16 protein-coding genes are annotated in these 22,472 nt (G+C 60.9%); 13 read left to right on the forward strand and 3 right to left on the reverse strand.

What is annotated here, in order from left to right; translation table 11 throughout:
* The first annotated feature begins 49 nt into the window (after positions 1-49).
* Positions 50-1,318, forward strand: coding sequence for a malic enzyme-like NAD(P)-binding protein (locus P5706_RS01835; RefSeq protein WP_159953780.1), 1,269 nt, complete (start codon positions 50-52; stop codon positions 1,316-1,318).
* A 458-nt stretch (positions 1,319-1,776) separates the two neighbouring features.
* Here P5706_RS01835 and P5706_RS01840 read toward each other — a convergent pair whose 3' ends face one another.
* The gene (locus tag P5706_RS01840; RefSeq protein WP_425540575.1) at positions 1,777-4,239 is read right to left on the reverse strand and encodes a penicillin-binding protein 1A; all 2,463 of its coding nucleotides are present in this window, start codon (positions 4,237-4,239) and stop codon (positions 1,777-1,779) included.
* A 219-nt stretch (positions 4,240-4,458) separates the two neighbouring features.
* On the opposite strand from P5706_RS01840, the gene pilM reads away from it, so the two are divergent.
* The 10 genes from pilM (at position 4,459) to hemE (ending at position 18,959) form a co-directional block, all read left to right on the forward strand.
* Positions 4,459-5,115, forward strand: a complete 657-nt coding sequence (pilM, locus tag P5706_RS01845) for a type IV pilus biogenesis protein PilM (RefSeq protein WP_200431710.1) — start codon at positions 4,459-4,461, stop codon at positions 5,113-5,115.
* Entirely contained in the window at positions 5,112-5,663 is a 552-nt protein-coding gene (locus tag P5706_RS01850) for a PilN domain-containing protein (RefSeq protein WP_200431711.1), read from the forward strand. Before pilM ends, P5706_RS01850 begins: the two co-directional genes overlap by 4 nt.
* Positions 5,660-6,679, forward strand: coding sequence for a pilus assembly protein PilP (locus tag P5706_RS01855; RefSeq protein ID WP_285678420.1), 1,020 nt, complete (start codon positions 5,660-5,662; stop codon positions 6,677-6,679). Before P5706_RS01850 ends, P5706_RS01855 begins: the two co-directional genes overlap by 4 nt.
* 69 nt (positions 6,680-6,748) lie before the next feature.
* Positions 6,749-8,077 carry a type IV pilus secretin PilQ gene (locus tag P5706_RS01860; protein WP_200431766.1) on the forward strand — a complete coding sequence of 443 codons (1,329 nt, stop codon included), beginning with the start codon at positions 6,749-6,751 and terminating at the stop codon, positions 8,075-8,077.
* A gap of 4 nt (positions 8,078-8,081) precedes the next feature.
* Positions 8,082-8,600: a shikimate kinase AroK gene (gene aroK, locus P5706_RS01865; protein WP_017138567.1), complete on the forward strand. Its 519-nt coding sequence runs from the start codon at positions 8,082-8,084 to the stop codon at positions 8,598-8,600.
* Positions 8,601-8,723: 123 nt separating this feature from the next.
* Positions 8,724-9,824, forward strand: coding sequence for a 3-dehydroquinate synthase (gene aroB / locus P5706_RS01870; RefSeq protein WP_138817200.1), 1,101 nt, complete (start codon positions 8,724-8,726; stop codon positions 9,822-9,824).
* A gap of 10 nt (positions 9,825-9,834) precedes the next feature.
* Complete coding sequence (locus P5706_RS01875; protein ID WP_285678421.1) at positions 9,835-11,403, forward strand: AAA family ATPase; 1,569 nt, start codon at positions 9,835-9,837, stop codon at positions 11,401-11,403.
* 352 nt (positions 11,404-11,755) lie between these two features.
* Entirely contained in the window at positions 11,756-16,201 is a 4,446-nt protein-coding gene (gene gltB / locus P5706_RS01880) for a glutamate synthase large subunit (RefSeq protein ID WP_285678422.1), read from the forward strand.
* Positions 16,202-16,233: 32 nt separating this feature from the next.
* The gene (locus tag P5706_RS01885; protein WP_003187920.1) at positions 16,234-17,652 is read left to right on the forward strand and encodes a glutamate synthase small subunit GltD family protein; all 1,419 of its coding nucleotides are present in this window, start codon (positions 16,234-16,236) and stop codon (positions 17,650-17,652) included.
* Between the two features lie 239 nt (positions 17,653-17,891).
* Positions 17,892-18,959 (forward strand): uroporphyrinogen decarboxylase, encoded by a 1,068-nt coding sequence (hemE, locus tag P5706_RS01890; protein WP_034117349.1) that lies wholly within the window; start codon positions 17,892-17,894, stop codon positions 18,957-18,959.
* 102 nt (positions 18,960-19,061) lie between these two features.
* On the opposite strand, the gene P5706_RS01895 is transcribed toward hemE, so the two are convergent.
* The gene (locus P5706_RS01895) at positions 19,062-20,288 is read right to left on the reverse strand and encodes an MFS transporter (RefSeq protein WP_207160945.1); all 1,227 of its coding nucleotides are present in this window, start codon (positions 20,286-20,288) and stop codon (positions 19,062-19,064) included.
* Between the two features lie 172 nt (positions 20,289-20,460).
* Between P5706_RS01895 and P5706_RS01900 the strand changes: the two genes are divergently transcribed.
* Both P5706_RS01900 and P5706_RS01905 read left to right on the forward strand, forming a co-directional pair.
* Positions 20,461-21,354 (forward strand): LysR family transcriptional regulator, encoded by an 894-nt coding sequence (locus P5706_RS01900; protein WP_285678423.1) that lies wholly within the window; start codon positions 20,461-20,463, stop codon positions 21,352-21,354.
* Positions 21,355-21,441: 87 nt separating this feature from the next.
* A complete protein-coding gene (locus P5706_RS01905; protein WP_138817195.1) occupies positions 21,442-21,837 on the forward strand; it encodes a type II toxin-antitoxin system PemK/MazF family toxin in 396 nt (131 codons plus the stop codon).
* A 204-nt stretch (positions 21,838-22,041) separates the two neighbouring features.
* Here P5706_RS01905 and P5706_RS01910 read toward each other — a convergent pair whose 3' ends face one another.
* Positions 22,042-22,461 carry a hypothetical protein gene (locus tag P5706_RS01910; protein WP_200431717.1) on the reverse strand — a complete coding sequence of 140 codons (420 nt, stop codon included), beginning with the start codon at positions 22,459-22,461 and terminating at the stop codon, positions 22,042-22,044.
* Between the last annotated feature and the right edge of the window lie 11 nt (positions 22,462-22,472).

Below are 22,472 nucleotides of genomic sequence, written 5' to 3' on the forward strand. Positions count from 1 at the left end.
CGCGTATCCTCGGCGGTCCGTCGACCAACAGTAAAAGCGGAATGCCGATATGTCTGATTTGAAAACTGCCGCTCTCGAATATCATGCCCATCCTCGTCCAGGAAAGCTGAGTGTAGAGCTCACCAAGGCCACTGCTACTGCCCGCGACCTGTCGCTGGCCTACAGCCCTGGCGTTGCTGAGCCCGTACGTGAAATCGCCCGCGACCCTGAACTGGCGTACAAGTACACCGGCAAAGGCAACCTGGTTGCAGTGATTTCCGATGGCACCGCGATTCTCGGCCTGGGCAACCTCGGCCCATTGGCTTCCAAGCCAGTCATGGAAGGTAAAGGCGTGCTGTTCAAGCGCTTTGCCGGCATTGACGTTTTCGACATCGAAGTCGACTCCGAAAGCCCACAAGCTTTCATCGACACCGTAAAGCGCATTTCCATCACCTTCGGTGGCATCAACCTGGAAGACATCAAGGCACCTGAGTGCTTCGAGATCGAAAAGGCCCTGATCGAACAGTGCGACATCCCGGTATTCCACGATGACCAGCACGGCACCGCAATCGTTACTGCGGCCGGCATGATCAACGCCCTGGAAATCGCCGGCAAAACCCTGGCTGACGCACAGATCGTCTGCCTGGGCGCTGGTGCTGCGGCCATCTCCTGCATGAAGTTGCTGGTGAGCATGGGCGCCAAGCTGGAAAACATCTTCATGGTCGATAGCAAAGGCGTTGTGCAGTCCGAGCGTACCGACCTGAACCAGTACAAGGCGATGTTTGCCCACGCTACCGACAAGCGCACCCTGGCTGACGCCCTCGACGGTGCCGACGTGTTCGTTGGCCTGTCCGGCCCGAACCTGCTGAGCGCCGAAGGCCTCAAGTCCATGGCGGCCAACCCGATCGTGTTCGCCTGCTCCAACCCGGACCCAGAGATCTCGCCTGAGCTGGCCCACGCCACTCGCAGCGACGTGATCATGGCTACCGGCCGTTCGGACTACCCGAACCAGGTCAACAACGTGTTGGGCTTCCCGTTCATCTTCCGTGGTGCCCTGGACGTTCGCGCCAAGCGCATCAACGAAGAGATGAAAGTGGCTGCCGCCAACGCCCTGCGTGAACTGGCCAAGCTGCCGGTGCCTCAGGACGTGTGCGATGCCTACGGTGGTGCCCCACTGGCATTCGGTCGTGAGTACATCATCCCGAAACCAATGGATAAGCGCCTGATCACCCTGATCTCCGACGCCGTGGCCAAGGCCGCGATCGAGACCGGTGTGGCCACCCTGCCGTATCCAAAACACTACCCGCTGCAAAGCGTGGATGATGTGTTCAACGGCTAAGCCGTTGTAGCGCACCAACAAAAAGCCCCGGCTCTTGCGAGTCGGGGCTTTTTTGTAGCTGGCTGAATGCGATCTTCCGGCGCCAGGTAAACCTGTGGGAGCCGGGCTTGCCCGCGATGGCGGTGTATCAGGGGGTGAATCAGTGGCTGATACACCGCCATCGCAGCATAGGTTACACAGCCGGTTAGCACGAAGTCTGTGGCAGGTGGGCTGTTGTGGCGAGCAGGCTTGTCGAATCGTCGCACCACCGGCGTTGGGCTGCGAAGCGGCCCCAGTAAAGGCACTGCAATTTTCCTGAAAGTACTCAGTGTCAGGGTTTGGGGCCGCTTCGCGGCCCAACGCAGGACAAGCCTGCTCGCCACAGGAGAAAGTGGCGGCCTTCAAAAGTTGTGTAGATGCCTATGGCCATCGCAGGCAAGCCAGCTCCCACAGTGGAGCTGGGTCGGCCATTGATCTCATCAGAACAAATCGATCGGCGCCGCCTCATCCGCCGGCAGCGGGCTGCCCGGTGCAACGCCATTGCCCAGTTCGTTGACCGACGGCGGTGTGTCTTCGCTCTTGAACAGCTCGAAGTACGCATTCGGCGTGCTGGGTGATGCCGCGCGGCCACTGACCGGGTCGATCCGCAGGCTGAGGATGCCTTCCGGCTCAGCCTGGGTATGCAGCGGCTTGTCTTTCAAGGCTGCGCCCATGTAACTCATCCAGATCGGCAGCGCGACGGTGCCGCCAAACTCGCGACGGCCCAGGCTTTCCGGTTGGTCGTAGCCGGTCCACACGGTAGTCACGTAGTCGGCGTTGTAGCCGGAGAACCAGGCGTCCTTGGAGTCGTTGGTAGTACCGGTCTTGCCGGCGATATCTGCGCGGCCCAAGGCCAGGGCGCGGCGGCCGGTGCCTTTCTTTATCACGTCTTCCAGGATGCTGTTGAGGATGTAGGTGGTACGGCCATCCACCACACGCTCGGCCACTGCTGGTGCCTGTGGCTCGGTGGGAGCGGCGGCATTGGTGGCCGGTGCTGCGCCTGGCGTCGGCTCAATGGTGATGCCGCCGTTGCTCGGCGCTGCGATACCGTCGGGGGCTGCCACACCGTTGACTACGTCACCCGGCACGCGTGGCGGGTTGGCGGTGAACAGTGTGTCGCCATTGCGGCTCTCGATCTTATCGATCAAGTACGGCGTGATCTTGTAGCCGCCGTTGGCAAAGGTGCTCCAGCCGGTAGCGATTTCCATCGGCGTGAGGGTCGCGGTGCCCAGCGCCAGCGACAGGTTTGGCGGCAGATCCGACTTGGCGAAGCCAAAGCGCGTCATGTAGTCGATGGTCTTGCCCACGCCCATCGCCTGCAGCAGGCGGATCGAGACCAGGTTGCGCGACTTGTACAACGCCTCGCGGATGCGGATTGGGCCGAGGAAGGTGTTGGTGTCGTTCTTCGGACGCCAGACCTTGTCCAGGTATTCATCGACAAACACGATCGGCGCGTCGTTGACCAGGCTTGCGGCGGTGTAGCCGTTGTCCAATGCGGCGCTGTAGACAAACGGTTTGAAGCTTGAGCCCGGCTGGCGCTTGGCTTGGGTGGCGCGGTTGTAGTTGCTCTGCTCGAAGGCAAAGCCGCCGACCAGGGCGCGGATCGCACCGTTTTGCGGGTCCAGGGACACCAGGGCGCCCTGGGCCACAGGCACTTGGCTGAATTTCAGGCTGTCGTCTTTCTGGCGTTGCACGCGGATCAAGTCACCCACCTGCGCCACGTCCGACGGCTGCTTGGGCAGCGGGCCCATGCTGTTGGTGTTCAGGAACGGGCGTGCCCACTTCATGCTGTCCCACGACACATGGCCTTCGCCGCTGCGGGTGAGCACTTGCACGCCATCCTTCTTCACCTGGGTGACGATGGCGGGTTCCAGGCCGCTGATCGGGCGCTGTTTACCCAGCTCGGTGGTCCACGCGCTCAGGGTCTTGCCTGGCAGGCGCGATTCGGGGCCACGGTAGCCATGGCGCTGGTCGTAGGTCACCAAGCCGTCACGGACTGAATTGTTGGCAATTTCCTGCAGGTTGCTCGGAATGGTCGTGGTCACGCGGAAGCCTTCGGTGTAGGCCTCGCTGCCATAACGGCCGACCATTTCGGCCCGCGCCATTTCAGCGATATACGGCGCATTCACTTCCGGCGTCGGCACGTGGTAGCTGGCATTCAGCGGCTCGGCCACGGCGCTCTCGTAAGCGGCCTGGTCGATTTTGCCCAACTTGTACATGCGGCCCAGGATCCAGTCGCGACGCTCCTTGCTGCGCGCCGGGTTGGCCAGCGGGTTGAAGCGCGACGGGGCCTTGGGCAGGCCGGCGATCATTGCCATCTGCGCCAGGCTGGCATCACGAATCGACTTGCCGTAGTACACCTGCGAAGCCGCCTCGATCCCGTAGGCGCGGTTGCCCAGGTAGATCTTGTTGACGTACAGCTCAAGGATCTCGTCCTTGGTCAGCTGACGTTCGATCTGCAGTGCCAACAGAATCTCGGTGGCCTTGCGCGAAAAGCTGCGTTCGCTGGTGAGGAAGAAGTTCTTCGCCACCTGCATGGTGATGGTGCTGCCGCCGGATTGAATGTGTCCGCTTTTTACCAACTGGGTGGCTGCGCGCACCAGGCTGCTCGGGTCGACGCCGTAGTGGTTGGCGAAATTATCGTCTTCAGCCGAAAGCAGGGCGTTGATGAAATTGGGCGGAATGTCGGCGAAACGGATCGGTGTGCGGCGCATTTCGCCGAACTCCGCGATCAGTTTTTCATCGCTGCTGTAGACCCGCAAAGGAATCTGCAACTGGATACTTCTGAGCGCCTCTACGGAAGGCAAACCCGGACTAAGGTAGAGGTAGGCCCCGCTGAGTACGAGCAGCAGCCCGCAGACGATCGCGACAATGGAGTACCCGAAAAACTTCAGCAGACGAATCAAGGCTTTTGGATTTCCAGAGAAAAGAATGAGTTACGCGTCGGGGCATGCATGGCAAACAATGGATCGACCCGAGCAGCAGGAAAAAGCGGGAAAAAACGCTGGGCATTAAAGCATTTTCGGCCTGGGGCGTCATTCGTGGCGGCCAAACAAGTCGACCGAATGCACGATTCCCAGCCGCAATCAGGCGGTATGACAGGCAAAGTTTTAGGGAGTTTTATGAGAAAGGGATTTTTCAGGCGCAAAGCCGACACCCTGCTGGGCGTCGACATCAATGACACCGGTATCAAGCTGGTTGAATTGGACCACACCGCCGGCGCCTACAGCGTCAAGGCATACGTCACGCAGGGGCTGCCCGCCAATGCGGTCGTCGATGGCACGCTGTTGGACCTTGAACGCGTGGGGCAGGCGCTGAACCAGGCTTTGTCTCGGTTGCACACGTCCGCCCGGCAGGCCGCAGTGGCAGTGTCGGGGCCGTCGGTCATCACACGGGTGATCGACCTGGAGGCGGGGCTCAGTGACGAAGAGATGGTCTGGATGATTCAGATGGAAGCCGACCAGTACATTCCTTACCCGCTGGATGACGTCGCCATCGACTTTCAGGTGCGCGGCCCTTCGCCCCAGGACTCGGCGCGGGTCGAGGTGGTGCTGGCTGCATGCCTCAAGGAACAGGTCGAGGCCCGCGCAGCGGTTTTGGCCCTGGCCGGGCTGGTTGCGCGGGTGGTGGACGTCGAAGGGTTTGCATTGGAGCGCGCTTGCCGTCAGGATTTCGCCAGCTTCATGCCGGGCCATCGAGTCGATGGCGCACAATGGGCCGTGGATGCCCACGGGATGGGAATTGCTTGTGGGCTGGCCCTGAGGAGTTTCGCTGGATGACACGAATCAATCTTTTGCCTTGGCGCCAGGCGCAGGCAGAGCGGCGGCGTAAATACTTCCTGGTGTTTCTGCTGGCGTTCGCCGCAGTGGCACTCGCAGCGGTGTGGCTGGCGGATCAGGTCATCGATCAGGCGATCGACCGGCAAGTGACGCGCAACAGCTACCTGAACAAAGACGTCGCCATTCAGGACTCGCGGCTCAAGACCATCGACGACTTGCAGGAGCAGAGCCAGCAATTGGCCGCACGCATGAAGGTGGTGCAGGACCTGCACGAATCCCGTTCGGCCAGCGCGCAGCTATTGGACCAACTCGCCCGAGCGGTGCCCGATGGCGTACACCTGCATGAGGTGGTTGCCAAAGGCAATACGGTCAGTGTCAGCGGCAGTGCCGAATCCAGCCAGGATATCGCCCAACTGATGCGCCGTCTGGAGGCTTCTGAAGGCGCGCATGCCACTCGATTGCAGCATGTACGTGCGCAGGGCCAAGGTGGCGGCAACGAATTCCAATTGATGGTGCGCCAAGGTGAATCCACCGAGGCCCAGCCTTGAGCCTGCCCAGGCTCGACTTTTCCACGCTCTCTCACAACGCTGCTAAATGGCCCTTGCCGGGCAAGGTTCTGCTCGGCTGCGCGCTGGCGGGGCTGGTGTGGGTGGTGGGCGAAGGATGGCTGCTGGCCCCGGCACGTGAGCAACTGAACGCGCTGCAAGCGCAGACGCTGGCCTTGCAAGAGCAACTTACGCAAAGGGCCGGCTTGGCAGCCGATCTTGAGGCGCGTGCCCATCAGGCCCGGCTGATGCAGGCGCAGGTTGCCGGGCTTTTACGGCAGTTGCCGAGCGAGTCGGACATGCCGGGCTTGCTCGAAGACATGGCGCGGCTGGCGGCGGCCAACGGCTTGGTGGTCGAAGGTGTCACGGTGTTGAGCGAACAGCCGCTGCCGTTCTACATCGAGGAGCCGGTACAGGTCGGTGTGTTTGGCGCCTACCACGACTTGGCGAGTTTCGTGAGTGCGCTGGGCGGTTTGCCGCGTATCGTCACTGTGCATGATGTGGTGCTTCGGTCGGATGGGGCGTTATTGCGCCTCGATTTGCTGGCCAAGACTTATCGTGGCATGGGCGCGCCTGGCCAGCCTGAACCGGTAGCCGAGCAGGGCGCGCGTTTTGTCTACGCCGCAGCAACCCTGCGTGATCCGTTCCAGCCGCCCACCGCGCAGATCGATTACAGGCCTGGCCGGCCTGCGCTTGCGCCGGACCGGGCACGCAAGCGGGGTATGTTGGAAAGCCTGGCTGTCGATCAGTTTGAAATGGTGGGCACACTTTCAATCAATACATTGTCGGCCGAAGCCGAGCCCCGTGGCCTGCAGACCTTCGCCCTGTTGCGCGCACCTTCTGGTGTGCACCGGCTGGCGGTCGGCGACTACCTGGGACCTAACCATGGCCGGGTCACGGCCATTCTTCCCAGCCACATCGAACTGGCCGAACTATTCCCGGATGAACAAGGCGTCCCCGATGAACAAGGCGCATGGCTTACGCGTTCGCGAACCCTGGTGTTAAACGTCAACTCATAACGGAATCAAACAATGAAAAGGACTTTCTCGTCCTTCGGTGTGGCGCTATGGATAGCGTTCACGGCACCGATGGCATTTGCTGTGCCCAATCGCGTCGATCTGATCCAGCTGCCGCCTCCCGGCAGCATGGTTGCGAGTGGCGCCTACAAAGGCGACAAGCTGACCCTCAACTTCCAGAACATCGATTTGCGCGCCGTCTTGCAGCAGATAGCGGATGTTGCCGGGCTTAATCTGGTGGCCAGTGACGAGGTGCAAGGCTCGATCACGTTGCGGCTCAAGGATGTGCCCTGGGACCAGGCACTGGATCTGGTGCTGCAAACCAAGGGCTTGGACAAGCGTGTGAAGGCCGGTGTTTTGCTGGTGGCACCCGCCGAAGAGTTGGCCGCTCGCGAGTTGCTGGCGCTGGAGTCACGCAAACAGATGGAGGAGCTGGCGCCCCTGCGTCGCGAGTTGCTGCAGGTCAATTACGCCAAGGCAGCGGACCTGGCCAAGCTGTTTCAGTCAGTGGCTGGGGTTGACGGCTTTACCGATGAGCGCGGCTCGGTGGCGGTGGATGATCGCACCAACAACATCATCGCCTACCAGACCCGCGAGCGAATTGACGAGCTGCGGCGGATCGTGACGCAGCTGGATGTGCCGGTACGCCAAGTCATGATCGAAGCGCGGATCGTCGAAGCCAATGTCGATTACGACAAAAGCCTGGGCGTGCGCTGGGGCGGGCGGCTCAATCGCGGAAACTGGGGCGCGGGCGGTATCGGCAAGCCGTTGGCCGAAGGTGCGGAGCCACCGGCGAATCCGCCCAGCTCGCCGTTTGTCGACATGGGCTCGCTGACCGGTACGGCTGGCCTGGGCATCGCTTTTATTACCGACAACCTGTTGCTGGACCTGGAGCTGACGGCCATGGAAAAAACCGGCAATGGCGAAATCGTCTCGCAGCCCAAGGTGGTCACGTCCGACAAGGAAACCGCGCGCATCCTCAAGGGCACCGAGATTCCCTACCAGGAATCCAGCTCGCGTGGCGCCACCTCGGTGTCGTTCAAGGAAGCCTCGCTGTCGCTGGAGGTAACCCCGCAAATCACCCCGGATGGCTGGGTGATCATGGCGGTCAAGGTCACCAAGGATGAGCCTGACTACCTGAACAAGCTCAACGATGTACCGCCGATCAAGAAAAACGAGGTCAACGCCAAGGTGCGGGTCAAGGATGGCGAGACCATCGTCATTGGCGGGGTTTTCTCCAATACCCAAAGCAAAGTGGTAGATAAAGTGCCATTTTTGGGCGATGTGCCGTATCTTGGCCGCCTTTTCCGGCGCGATGTGCTGGCGGAGAAAAAATCCGAGCTGCTGGTATTCCTGACTCCGCGTATTATGAATAACCAGGCGATTGCTGTGAGTCGTTGATTCTGTGCGAAATTTGATTCTTGTAGGACCGATGGGGGCTGGAAAAAGCACCATCGGCCGTTTGCTGGCCAAAGAGCTGCGCCTGCCGTTCAAAGATTCCGACAAGGAAATTGAATTGCGCACGGGTGCCAATATCCCATGGATCTTCGATAAGGAAGGCGAACTGGGCTTTCGCGACCGCGAGCAGGCGATGATTGCCGAGCTGTGTGGCTGCGATGGCGTGGTATTGGCTACCGGCGGCGGTGCAGTGATGCGCGATGAGAACCGCCGTGCGCTGCATGCCGGCGGTCGTGTGGTTTACTTGCATGCGTCGGTCGAGCAGCAGGTGGGGCGTACCGCGCGCGACCGCAACCGCCCATTGTTGCGCACGGCAGACCCGGCAAAAACCTTGCGGGACTTGCTTACGCTGCGCGATCCGCTGTATCGGGAAATCGCCGATCTGGTGGTCGAAACCGATGAGCGGCCGCCTCGAATGGTGGTTCTCGACATTCTTGAGCGTTTGCAGCAGTTGCCACCCCGTTAAAGCCAGGCCCGAAATGCGCTATTCTCGGCGGCGTGCTATCACCCTTCGGGGTATGGCGCAGAGCCATCAGGCGACGAAAATCCGAGCGTTGCCGATCGTACATATTTCTTCACGCGGGGACACATGCAGACACTTAAGGTCGATCTAGGCGAGCGCAGCTACCCAATCCATATTGGCGAAGGTTTGTTGGACCTGCCCGAGTTGCTCGCACCGCACATTGCCGGGCGGCAAGTGGCGATCATCTCCAATGAAACGGTCGCGCCGCTGTATCTTGAGCGTCTGAGCCGCAGCCTTGCGGCCTACTCGGTGATTTCGGTGATCCTGCCTGACGGCGAGGCTCACAAGAACTGGGAAACCCTGCAACTGATCTTTGATGGCCTGCTGACTGCACGGCATGACCGGCGTACCACGGTGGTGGCCTTGGGCGGCGGCGTGATCGGCGACATGGCCGGCTTTGCCGCAGCCTGCTACCAGCGCGGCGTGGACTTTATCCAGGTGCCGACCACCTTGTTGTCCCAGGTCGATTCGTCGGTGGGCGGCAAGACCGGCATCAACCACCCGCTGGGCAAGAACATGGTGGGTGCGTTCTACCAACCACAAGCCGTGCTGATCGACACCGCGACCCTCAACACCTTGCCGCCGCGCGAGCTGTCGGCCGGTCTGGCAGAGGTCATCAAGTACGGGCTGATTTGTGACGAGCCGTTCCTGACCTGGCTCGAAGAACACATGGACGCCCTGCGTGCCCTGGACCAGGTTGCACTCACCGAAGCGATTTCCCGCTCCTGCGCCGCCAAGGCGCTGGTGGTGAACGCCGACGAGCGAGAGTCCGGCGTGCGCGCCACCCTGAACCTGGGCCACACTTTCGGCCATGCGATCGAAACGCACATGGGCTATGGTGTGTGGTTGCATGGGGAAGCCGTAGCGGCTGGCACGGTAATGGCGCTGGAAATGTCGCAACGTCTGGGCTGGATCAGCGCCCAGGAGCGTGATCGCGGCATCCAGCTGTTCCAGCGCGCCGGCTTGCCGGTTATTCCGCCGCAAGAGATGACCGAGGCGGATTTCCTCGAACACATGGCAATCGACAAGAAAGTGATCGACGGTCGCCTGCGACTGGTGCTGCTGCGCCATATGGGCGAAGCGGTAGTGACCGACGATTATCCGAAAGAGATTTTACAGGCCACGCTGGGAGCGGATTACCGCGCCCTGGCCCAGCTTAAAGGTTAATAAGATCCCGATGACTAGTTTGCATGCCGACGAGGCGTTCCTCGGCCACTACCAGTTAAGCCACGACCCTTTTGCTCCACGGGTGCCTGGCTTCAAATTCTTCCCTGCCCAGCGCAAGCCGGTGCTCGGTCAGTTGCACCACCTGGCGCGCTACAGCCAACTGCTGCTGGTAGTGACCGGCCCGTTGGGCAGCGGCAAGACCCTGCTGCGCCAGGCGCTTGTTGCCAGCACCAACAAGCAATCGGTACAGAGCGTGGTGGTGTCGGCCCGTGGTGCCGGTGATGCGGCCGGCGTACTGCGCCAGGTTGCCCAGGCGCTGAACGTTGCCAATGCCGAGCCGAATGCGATCCTCAAGCAGGTTGTGCAGTTGGGCCTGACCGGCCAGGAAGTCTATCTGCTGGTGGACGACGCCGAGCAGCTTGACGAATCCGCCCTGGAAGCGCTGCTGGCGCTGGCGGCGGGCACACCGGAAGGGCGCCCGCACGTATTCCTGTTCGGTGAGTCTTCGTTGATTGCCGATCTGGAGCAGATCAGCGGCGAGCAGGAGCTGTTCCACGTCATCGAACTGCAGCCGTACGAAGAGGAAGAAACCCGCGAGTACCTGGCTCAACGCCTCGAAGGCGCCGGTGCCGGTATCGAACTTTTCACGGCAAATCAGATCTCTGATATTCACGAAAGCTCCGACGGCTGGCCTGGCACCATCAACCAGGTTGCCCGCGATGCCTTGATCGAAGCCATGATTGCCAGCCGCTCTGCGGTGAAGCGTCCAAAGATGGGGTTTACTATGCCTAAGAAGCACGTATTGGCGATTTCTGCCGTTGTCGTGGTCGCTGTCGCCGCTGCCTGGTTGATCCCAGGTCGCAGCAAGGCCCCCGCCACCGCCGGTGCGCCAACCGAACAGGCGCAGTTGCCACTGGGCAAACCCACGCCAAATGTCGAATTCGCCAACTCCGGCCAACCGACCAACCTGCCGATGGTCGGCCAGCCGGTCATGCGCGGCCCGCTCGCTGAAGCCGCCGGTGGTATCTCCGAAGGTGACGACGGTGTGCCGGTGGAAGGCTCCAGCGCCACGCCGCCAACCGTAACCACCACCGCACCGCCTGCCGGCGTTCCGGCTGGCCCGGCAGCCGCTCCAGTTGCCAAGCCGACGCCAGCGCCGACCGTTGCCACTGCCAAGCCTGTTCCGGTTGCCAAGCCTGTCGCGCCTGCGCCAGCGGCCAAGCCGGCACCTGCCGCCAAGCCGGCTGAAAAACCTGTCGCTGTTGCCAAGGCCGCTGCGCCTGCCGCCGTCGGCAGCAGCTGGTACACCAGCCAGCCAACGGGTAATTTCGTCGTGCAGATCCTGGGCACCAGCTCCGAAGCCAACGCCCAGGCGTTCGTGAAAGAGCAGGGCGGCCAGTACCGTTATTTCAAGAAAGTGCTCAACGGCAAGCCTCTCTTCGTGATCACTTACGGCAGCTTCCCAAGCCGTGCCGCAGCTGATTCTGCGATCAAAACCTTGCCAGCGAAGGTCCAGGCTGGTAAACCTTGGCCTCGCACTGTTGCCAGCGTTCAACAAGAACTCGCAACAACTCGCTGAAGATTCGGCGGCCTTACCCAGGCCGCCTCTCCCGGCACCTCAAAAAAATCCGCAAGTGCGTGCTGCCCCTCCAGGCCGCGCGCTTTGTGGTGTCTGCGTCACGTAGCTTTTGAGTCGTAGCGGTCAGAATTAAAAAAGTTTTGACTAGCACAGCATATCGCTTTAAACCTTTCATAAATGCGACATAGATTTGCGACATTTCGTCGCTAAATTTGTGAGCGTTCGTGTCGGTGTGTACAATGACCTCCCTTTTGCCCCCGCTAAGCCGGCGTACGTTCGGCGTGGAAGGTAACCGGTTGAATTGAAAAGAAATTTGCCTCGGTATAAGAGGCAGCCTGGTGAGAAAGTGTCTATGAAAGCAGGTCTGTACCAACCCGATGAATTCAAGGATAACTGCGGTTTCGGCCTGATAGCCCACATGCAGGGCGAGCCCAGTCATACCCTTTTGCAAACGGCCATCGAGGCCCTGACCTGCATGACCCACCGCGGTGGGATCAACGCCGACGGCAAGACCGGTGACGGTTGCGGCTTGCTGATTCAAAAGCCCGACCAGTTCCTGCGCGCTGTCGCAAAAGAGCAATTTGCGGTCGACCTGCCCAAGCAGTACGCCGTGGGCATGGTGTTTTTCAACCAGGACCCGGTGAAAGCCCAAGCTGCTCGCGAGAACATGAACCGCGAAATCGTCGCCGCCGGCCTGCAACTGGTTGGCTGGCGCAAAGTGCCGATCGACACCAGCGTGCTCGGCCGCCTGGCCCTGGAGCGCCTGCCGCAGATCGAGCAAGTGTTCATCGCAGGCGATGGCCTCAGCGATCAGGACATGGCGATCAAGCTGTTCACCTCGCGTCGTCGTTCGTCGGTCTCCAACGCCGCGGACACCGACCACTACATCTGCAGCTTTTCGCACAAGACCATCATTTATAAAGGCCTGATGATGCCGGCGGACTTGACCGCCTTTTATCCGGACCTGAGCGATGAGCGCCTGCAAACCGCGATCTGCGTGTTCCACCAGCGCTTTTCCACCAACACCCTGCCGAAATGGCCGCTGGCTCAGCCATTCCGCTTCCTCGCCCACAACGGCGAGATCAACACCATCACCGGCAACCGCAACTGGGCCGTGGCCCGTCGCACCAAGTTCGCCAACGATTTGATGGACCTCGAAGAACTCGGCCCGCTGGTTAACCGCGTGGGTTCCGACTCCTCCAGCATGGACAACATGCTCGAACTGATGGTCACCGGCGGCATCGACCTGTTCCGTGGCGTGCGCATGATCATTCCGCCTGCGTGGCAGAACGTCGAGACCATGGACCCGGACCTGCGTGCATTCTACGAGTACAACTCGATGCACATGGAGCCGTGGGACGGTCCGGCTGGCGTGGTCATGACCGACGGCCGCTATGCGGTGTGCCTGCTCGACCGTAACGGTCTGCGCCCGGCGCGCTGGGTCACCACCACCAACGGCTTCATCACCCTGGCGTCGGAAATCGGCGTGTGGGACTACAAGCCTGAAGACGTGATCGCCAAAGGCCGTGTAGGCCCAGGCCAGATCCTGGCCGTGGACACCGAAACCGGGCAGATCCTCGACACCGACGCCATCGACAACCGCTTGAAGTCGCGTCATCCGTACAAGCAATGGCTGCGCAAGAACGCCCTGCGCATCCAGGCGACCATGGAAGACAACGACCACGGTTCGGCTTTCTATGACGTCGATCAACTCAAGCAGTACATGAAGATGTACCAGGTCACGTTCGAAGAGCGCGACCAAGTGCTGCGTCCGCTTGGCGAGCAAGGCTATGAGGCGGTCGGCTCCATGGGCGATGACACGCCAATGGCGGTGCTGTCCCAGCGCGTGCGTACGCCGTACGACTATTTCCGCCAGCAGTTCGCGCAGGTCACCAACCCGCCGATCGACCCGCTGCGCGAAGCCATCGTGATGTCGTTGGAAGTGTGCCTCGGTGCCGAGCGCAACATCTTCCAGGAATCGCCTGAGCACGCCTCCCGCGTGATCCTCAGCTCGCCGGTCATTTCCCCGGCCAAATGGCGCTCGTTGATGACCCTGGAGCGTCCAGGTTTCGACCGCCAGATCATCGACCTGAACTACGACGAGAGCCTCGGCCTTGAAGCCGCTGTGCGTAACGTCGCCGACCAGGCCGAAGAAGCCGTGCGCGCCGGTCGTACCCAGATCGTGCTGACCGACCGCCACATCGCGCCAGGCAAGCTGCCGATCCACGCCTCCTTGGCCACCGGCGCGGTGCATCACCGCCTGACCGAAAAAGGCCTGCGTTGCGACTCCAACATCCTCGTGGAAACGGCTACTGCCCGCGACCCGCATCACTTCGCAGTGTTGATCGGCTTCGGCGCCTCGGCGGTTTACCCGTTCCTGGCCTACGAAGTGCTGGGTGATTTGATCCGTACCGGTGAAGTGCTGGGCGACCTCTATGAGGTGTTCAAGAACTACCGTAAGGGCATCACCAAGGGCTTGCTGAAGATCCTGTCGAAGATGGGCATCTCCACCGTCACGTCTTACCGTGGTGCACAGCTATTCGAAGCCATCGGCCTGTCCGAAGAGGTTTGCGAACTGAGCTTCCGTGGCGTGCCAAGCCGTATCAAGGGCGCACGTTTCGTCGACATCGAGGCCGAACAGAAAGCCCTGGCAGCCGAAGCCTGGAGCGCGCGCAAGCCGATCCAGCAAGGCGGCCTGCTGAAGTTCGTACACGGTGGCGAATACCACGCCTACAACCCGGACGTGGTCAACACCCTGCAAGCCGCTGTGCAGCAGGGCGACTACGCCAAGTTCAAGGAATACACCGCGCTGGTGGATAACCGCCCGGTGTCGATGATCCGCGATTTGTTCAAGGTGAAGATCCTGGACACGCCGCTGGCCATCAGCGAAATCGAACCGCTGGAATCGATCCTCAAGCGCTTCGACTCCGCCGGTATCTCTTTGGGCGCCTTGTCGCCCGAGGCCCACGAAGCCCTGGCCGAAGCCATGAACCGCCTGGGTGCGCGTTCCAACTCCGGCGAAGGCGGCGAAGACCCGGCGCGCTACGGCACCATCAAGAGCTCGAAAATCAAGCAAGTGGCGACTGGTCGTTTCGGTGTAACGCCGGAATACCTGGTTAACGCCGAAGTGCTGCAGATCAAAGTCGCCCAGGGCGCCAAGCCCGGTGAAGGCGGCCAGCTGCCAGGCGGCAAGGTCAACGGTTTGATCGCCAAGCTGCGTTACGCAGTGCCCGGCGTCACCCTGATTTCGCCGCCGCCGCACCACGACATCTATTCGATTGAAGACTTGTCGCAGCTGATTTTCGACTTGAAACAAGTCAACCCGCAGGCGCTGGTCTCGGTGAAGCTCGTGGCAGAAGCCGGCGTAGGCACCATTGCCGCCGGTGTGGCCAAGGCCTATGCCGACCTGATCACCATTTCCGGCTATGACGGCGGCACCGGCGCTTCGCCGCTGACCTCGATCAAGTACGCTGGCGCACCCTGGGAACTCGGCCTGGCTGAAACCCACCAGACTCTGCGCGGCAACGACCTGCGCGGTAAGGTGCGGGTGCAGACCGATGGCGGCCTGAAAACCGGCCTCGACGTGATCAAGGCTGCGATTCTCGGCGCCGAAAGCTTCGGCTTCGGCACCGCGCCCATGATCGCCCTGGGCTGCAAATACCTGCGCATCTGCCACCTGAACAACTGCGCCACCGGCGTCGCCACTCAGAACGAGAAGCTGCGCAAGGATCACTACATCGGCACCGTCGACATGGTGGTGAATTTCTTCACCTACGTCGCCGAAGAGACCCGTGAGTGGCTGGCCAAGCTGGGCGTGCGTTCGCTGGAAGAGCTGATCGGTCGTACCGACTTGCTCGACATCCTCGAAGGCCAGACCGCCAAGCAACAGCACCTGGACCTGACGCCGCTGCTGGGCAGCGATCACATCCCGGCAGACAAGCCACAATTCTGCCAGGTGGACCGCAACCCGCCGTTCGACAAAGGCCTGCTGGCCGAGAAGATGGTCGAAATGGCCAGTTCCTCGATCAACGACGCCAGCGGTGGCGACTTTGCCCTGGATATCTGCAACTGCGACCGTTCGATCGGCGCACGCATCTCCGGCGAAATCGCGCGCAAGCACGGCAACCAAGGCATGGCGAAAGCGCCAATCACCTTCCGCTTCAACGGCACTGCCGGCCAGAGCTTTGGTGTGTGGAACGCCGGCGGCCTGCACATGTACCTCGAAGGCGACGCCAACGACTACGTGGGCAAGGGCATGACCGGCGGCAAGCTGGTGATCGTTCCGCCTAAAGGCAGCATCTACAAGACCCAGGACAGTGCCATCATCGGCAACACCTGCTTGTACGGTGCCACCGGTGGCAAGCTGTTTGCCGCAGGTACTGCCGGTGAGCGTTTTGCCGTGCGTAACTCCGGTGCCCACACCGTGGTGGAAGGCACTGGCGATCACTGCTGCGAGTACATGACCGGTGGCTTTGTCGCGGTACTGGGCAAGACCGGTTACAACTTCGGTTCGGGCATGACCGGCGGTTTCGCCTACGTGCTCGACCAGGACAACACCTTCGTCGACAAGGTCAACCACGAGTTGGTCGAGATCCAGCGGATCAGCGGCGAAGCCATGGAGTCCTATCGCAACCACTTGCAGCATGTGCTGGACGAATATGTCGAGGAAACCAACAGCGAATGGGGTCGTAACCTCGCTGAAAACCTCGATGACTACCTGCGTCGTTTCTGGCTGGTCAAGCCCAAGGCTGCCAACCTGAAATCGTTGCTTTCCAGCATCCGTGCCAACCCGCAGTGATATGCGCCTGAAGAGTTTGATGAGGTTTTAACATGGCTGAACGTCTGAATAACGACTTCCAGTTCATCGATGTCGGGCGCAAAGATCCGAAGAAGAAACTGTTGCGTCAACGCAAGAAAGAGTTCGTGGAAATCTACGAGCCCTTCAAACCCCAGCACTCGGCCGACCAGGCCCACCGCTGCCTGGGTTGCGGTAACCCGTATTGCGAATGGAAGTGCCCGGTGCACAACTTCATTCCCAACTGGCTCAAGCTGGTGGCCGAGGGCAACATCCTCGCCGCCGCCGAGCTGTCGCACCAGACCAACACCCTGCCGGAAGTCTGCGGCAGGGTTTGTCCCCAGGACCGTCTGTGCGAGGGTGCCTGCACCCTTAACGATGGTTTTGGCGCGGTGACCATCGGTTCGGTGGAGAAGTACATCACCGACACCGCGTTTGCTATGGGCTGGCGCCCGGACATGTCCAAGGTCAAGCCGACCGGCAAACGCGTTGCGATCATCGGTGCAGGCCCGGCGGGCCTGGGCTGCGCCGACGTACTGGTGCGTGGTGGCGTGACCCCGGTGGTGTTCGACAAGAACCCGGAAATCGGTGGCCTGCTGACCTTCGGTATTCCCGAGTTCAAGCTGGAAAAAACCGTACTGAGCCATCGTCGTGAAGTCTTCACCGGCATGGGTATCGAGTTCCGTCTCAATACCGAAATCGGCAAAGACATCACCATGGAGCAACTGCTCGCCGAATACGATGCCGTGTTCATGGGCATGGGCACCTACACCTACATGAAGGGCGGCTTTGCCGGTGAGGACCTGCCGGGCGTGTATGACGCGCTCGACTTCCTGATCGCCAACGTCAACCGCAACCTGGGCTTTGAAAAGTCGCCGGAAGATTTCGTCGACATGAAAGGCAAGAAGGTCGTGGTACTGGGCGGTGGTGACACCGCGATGGACTGCAACCGCACCTCGATCCGCCAGGGTGCCAAGTCGGTGACCTGTGCTTATCGCCGTGACGAAGCCAACATGCCCGGTTCGCGCAAAGAGGTGAAGAACGCCAAGGAAGAAGGCGTGAAATTCCTCTACAACCGCCAGCCGATCGCCATCGTTGGTGAAGACCGTGTTGAAGGTGTGAAGGTGGTCGAGACCCGTCTCGGCGAGCCGGACGCCCGTGGCCGTCGCAGCCCTGAGCCGATCCCGGGTTCCGAAGAAATCATCCCGGCTGATGCCGTGGTGATCGCCTTCGGTTTCCGCCCAAGCCCGGCACCTTGGTTCGAGCAGTTCGAAATCCAGACCGACAGCCAGGGCCGCGTCGTCGCCCCGGAACAAGGCCAATACAAGCACCAGACCAGCAACCCGAAAATCTTCGCCGGTGGCGACATGGTGCGCGGCTCTGACCTGGTAGTTACCGCGATCTTCGAAGGCCGCAACGCCGCCGAAGGCATCCTGGATTACCTGCAGGTCTGAGGCCAATCCCGGGTTGAAACGGGATCAAAATGTGGGAGCTGGCTTGCCTGCGATAGCGATAATGAATTCACCACCGCCATCGCAGGCAAGCCAGCTCCCACACAAACCCCATTCCACAGTGGGGTTTGCGACGCCAGTCATTGCGACAAATTGACCCGATAGACAAAAGGCACGGCTCACTCCGTGCCTTTTGCGTCGCGCTCTGAGAAAATGCCCGCACTTTTTTTGCGGATGCCGACATGACTGCCCTCAAGAACGACCGTTTCCTTCGTGCCCTGCTCAAGCAACCCGTAGACGTCACGCCCGTGTGGATGATGCGTCAAGCCGGTCGCTACCTGCCGGAATACCGCGCCAGTCGCGCCAATGCCGGCGACTTCATGAGCCTGTGCATGAACCCGGAGTTCGCCTGCGAAGTCACCATGCAGCCGCTGGACCGCTACCCACAACTGGACGCGGCCATCCTCTTCTCCGACATCCTCACCATCCCTGACGCCATGGGCCAAGGCCTGTATTTCGAAACCGGCGAAGGCCCGCGTTTCAAGAAAGTCGTCAGCACCCTGGCCGACATCGAAGCCCTGCCGATCCCGGATCCGCACAAAGACCTCGGCTACGTGATGGACGCTGTGAGCACCATCCGCCGCGAGCTTAACGGCCGCGTGCCGCTGATCGGCTTCTCCGGCAGCCCGTGGACCCTCGCCACTTACATGGTCGAAGGTGGCTCGTCGAAAGACTTCCGCAAGACCAAGGCCATGCTCTACGACAACCCGCAAGCCATGCACCTGTTGCTGGACAAGCTGGCGCAGTCGGTCACCAGCTACCTCAACGGCCAGATCATGGCCGGCGCGCAAGCAGTGCAGATCTTCGACACCTGGGGCGGCAACCTGTCGTCGGCGGCGTACCAGGAGTTCTCCCTGGCCTACATGCGCAAAATCGTCAGCGGCCTGATCCGCGAACACGAAGGTCGCAAAGTGCCGGTGATCATGTTCACCAAAGGCGGCGGCCTGTGGCTGGAAAGCATTGCTGATGCGGGCGCCGATGCACTGGGCCTGGACTGGACCTGCGACCTCGGCGAAGCCCGCCGTCGCGTCGGCAACCAGGTGGCGCTGCAAGGCAACATGGACCCAACCGTGCTCTACGCCAAACCGGAAGCGATCCGTACCGAAGTCGGCCGCATCCTGGCCAGCTATGGCAAGGGCAGCGGGCACGTGTTCAACCTCGGCCATGGCATCACCCCGGAAGTGAACCCCGAGCACGCTGGCGCGTTCTTGCGCGCAGTGCATGAGCTGTCGGCGCAATACCACGAATAAAACGCAAACCAAATGTGGGAGCGGGCTTGTCGAATCGTCGCACCGCTGCGATAGCAGTGCTATCGCAGGCAAGCCAGCTCCCACATTAAAAGCATGACTGCGTCAGGCTTTTACGTGCCCGAGCGGCGGCAACTTCGCCAGCTTCAGCGCCACCAGCAGCGCACCCATCAGCAACGCCACGATAAACCCGCCAATCCCGTTCCACCCGGCAAAGTGCCAGAAGAACCCGCCCGCCGTCCCCGCGATACTCGACCCCACGTAGTAACAGAACAGGTACAGCGACGACGCCTGCCCTTTGGCCTTCACTGCGCGCCGCCCAATCCAGCTGCTGGCCACCGAATGCGCGCCGAAGAAGCCGAAGGTGAAGATCAGCATGCCCGGCACCACCAGCCACAGCGGCGTGAACAGGGTCAGCAGCATCCCTGACAACATCAAAACGATGGTGCCCCACAGCACGCGGCGGCGGCCGAGGCGATCGGCCAGGGAGCCGATTTTCGCCGAGCTGTAGATGCCCGACAGGTACACCAGCGACAACAGGCCGACCACCGCCTGGCTCAGCTCGTAGGGTGAGGCCAACAGGCGATAGCCGATGTAGTTGAACATCGTCACGAACGCGCCCATCAACAGGAAGGCTTCGAGGAACAACCACGGCAGGCCCGCGTCCTTGAAGTGCATGACAAAACCGTCCACCAGGTTGCGCGGCTTGAGGCTGCTGGCGCGGAAGTTGCGCGATTCGGGGAGGATTTTCCAGAACACCGTGGCGGCGATCAGCGCCAGGGCGCCGATGATCAGCATTGCGGTGTGCCAACTGACAAAATCGATCAACACGCCAATGATCAGGCGCCCGCTCATGCCGCCAATCGCGTTACCGCCGATGTACAGGCCCATGGCCAGGCCGATGTGCTGGGGGTGAATCTCTTCGCTCAGGTACGTCATCGCCACGGCGGCCAAGCCGCTTAACGACAGGCCCACCAGCGCACGCATCAGCAGAATGCCTTCCCAGGTCGGCATCAAGCCGCTGGCGATGGTCGCCAGCGCGGCACAGAACAATGCAGCAACCATCACCGGCTTGCGCCCCAAACGGTCGGAAATCGGCCCGGTGATCAGCAGGCCCAGCGCCAGCATCGCCGTAGCGACGGAGAGGATCAGGCTGCTTTGCGCCGCATTGATGGAAAACTCGTGGGACAGCGCCGGCATCATCGGCTGCACGCAGTACAGCAGGGCAAAGGTCGCAAACCCGCCGGAGAACAGCGCCAGCACTGTGCGCATGAACATCGGCGTGCCTTTTTCGATGTACTCGTCATTGAGCTGAGCGACCACCTCATCCAAAGCGGTGGGCGGGACTTCTTGAGCGAATGGCGCGACAGCAGATTTCACGGGGACCTCGGGGAGGAAAAGCCTGCCAGGACTGGCAATACGGAAAAGAATATAGCTGCCTAATGATTCTTTCCAATATATTGTTCGACCTGTTTAAGAGCTTTTACGACCTAATGAGGCTTGCATGGAATTGCGTCACTTGCGGTACTTCATTGCCGTCGCCGAAGAGCTGCATTTTGGCCGCGCCGCGCAGGTGCTGGGCATCTCGCAACCGCCGTTGAGCCAGCAGATCCAGGCGCTGGAACAGGAAGTCGGCGCACGCTTGTTTGAGCGTACCAATCGTCGGGTTGAGCTGAGCGAGGCCGGCCGGTTGTTCCTGCAAGAGGCACGCTTGGTGCTGGCGCAGGTGGATAAAGCCGCCGACGTGGCCCGCCGCGCGCAATTGGGGGAGCTGGGCGAATTGAAGATCGGCTTCACCTCGTCGGCGCCATTCAACTCCAGCATTCCACAGGCGATCTTTGCGTTTCGTAAAGCCTTCCCGGCGGTGCACCTGAATTTGCAGGAAATGAGCAGCACCGAGGTGGCCGAGTCGCTGGTGGATGAGTCGATTCAGGTGGGCTTGATGCGCCCGCTGCCGTTGCCGGATTCTCTGAGCGTAATCGAGTTGATGCGCGAGCCTTTGGTTGCGGTATTGAATGCTGGCCATCCGTTGGTGGAAGGCAGCGAGCGCGGCCTGCACCTGGCGCAACTGGCCGAGGAGCCGTTTGTATTTTTCCCGCGCACCTACGGCAGCGGCCTCTACGCTCAACTGCTCAACCTGGCCCGCGATGCCGGCTTCAGCCCGCACTTCGCCCAGGAAGCCGGGGAGGCGATGACCATCATCGGCCTGGTGGCGGCGGGGCTGGGGGTGTCGGTGCTGCCGGCGTCTTACCAGCGCATCCGCATTGATGGCGTGGTCTATCGCACCTTGCTCGATCGGGAGGCCGTGACGGCGGTGTGGCTGGTACAACGCAAGGGCGCGCAAACGCCAATGGCCAAGGCCTTTGTGGAGCTGCTGACGCGCCAGGCAGTGGTGTAGGCAGCCTCACATATCAGGTAACGCAACCGGCTTAGTTATTCGCGAGAAAGTTGCGCAGAATCGCTCTTTTCAAAGCGAGTGAAATGGATGGCACTTCTTTACCAGCCCAAGGAGGGCAGCGTGTTGATTTGTGATTTTCGAGGCTATGAGGTTCCGGAGATCATCAAGATTCGACCCGTCATTGTGATACGCAAGCATCGCACCAATAAATTATTGGTTACCGTAGTGCCCCTGAGCACGACCGCACCTCAAACCCTGCTGGAGCACCACCTGCAGCTCGACAGCCATCTTCAAGGTGCACATCCCGTTTGCTGGGCGAAGTGCGACATAGTGGCGACCGTAAGCCTGGGACGACTGGATAGAATCAAAAGCAAGGACCGTCATGGCAAACGAACTTACAAAATCGCGGAGCTCACCAGTGACCAGTTTTTAGCGATAAAAGTGGCGGTGCGCAGTGCGCTGGGGTTGCGCTGGAGAGAATGAAGAACAGGCGGCGCTTTGCCACCGATTGCAGGCGACCTGTTTTCAGGCATACTGGCCGGGTTCCCGAAAGGGGCTTGTGAGACTCTGAGGATCCTGGGTAACCAGCCATCGCAGAGCCGGGCAGGAAGCGGCGATGACAAGCCAACCTGTTTGTGAAGAGGGCGCCGAAAGGCGCCCTTTGTCGTTTCTGCAGAACGCAAAGCCTCAGTTCTGTTTCAAAGCATCCACGCCATTCATACCCGCACTCTGCAAGCCCGCCATGATGTCGCGATCCAGCATGCTCACCCAGCGGTTGTAGTTGCGATGGATCTTGCCGTCCTTGTAGCCCAGGTCGCGGCTGTCACGGTAAGTGATGGCGTAGCTGGTGCGGGTATAACGGATATCGATTTCGGCGTGGAATTGGTTACGCACAGTGATTTCGGCCTGCACCAGTTGCGGGCTCAGGCGTTGCACGGTCCACTCGCGTTTTTGCAAGGCCGCGACGATCACCTGTTTGATTTTCTCTTCGCTGAGCTGGGCCGTGGCGGGCAAATCGTGCTGGGTGTTGAGCACGGGTTTGTTGGTGCAACCGGCGGTGGTCAGCAGAGCCAGAGTGATCAGCGTGGCGCGTAGCAAGGAAGACATTCCGTTTTCTC

The sequence above is a fragment of the Pseudomonas sp. ChxA genome, from assembly GCF_030263855.1.
Lineage (GTDB): Bacteria > Pseudomonadota > Gammaproteobacteria > Pseudomonadales > Pseudomonadaceae > Aquipseudomonas > Aquipseudomonas fluorescens_CB.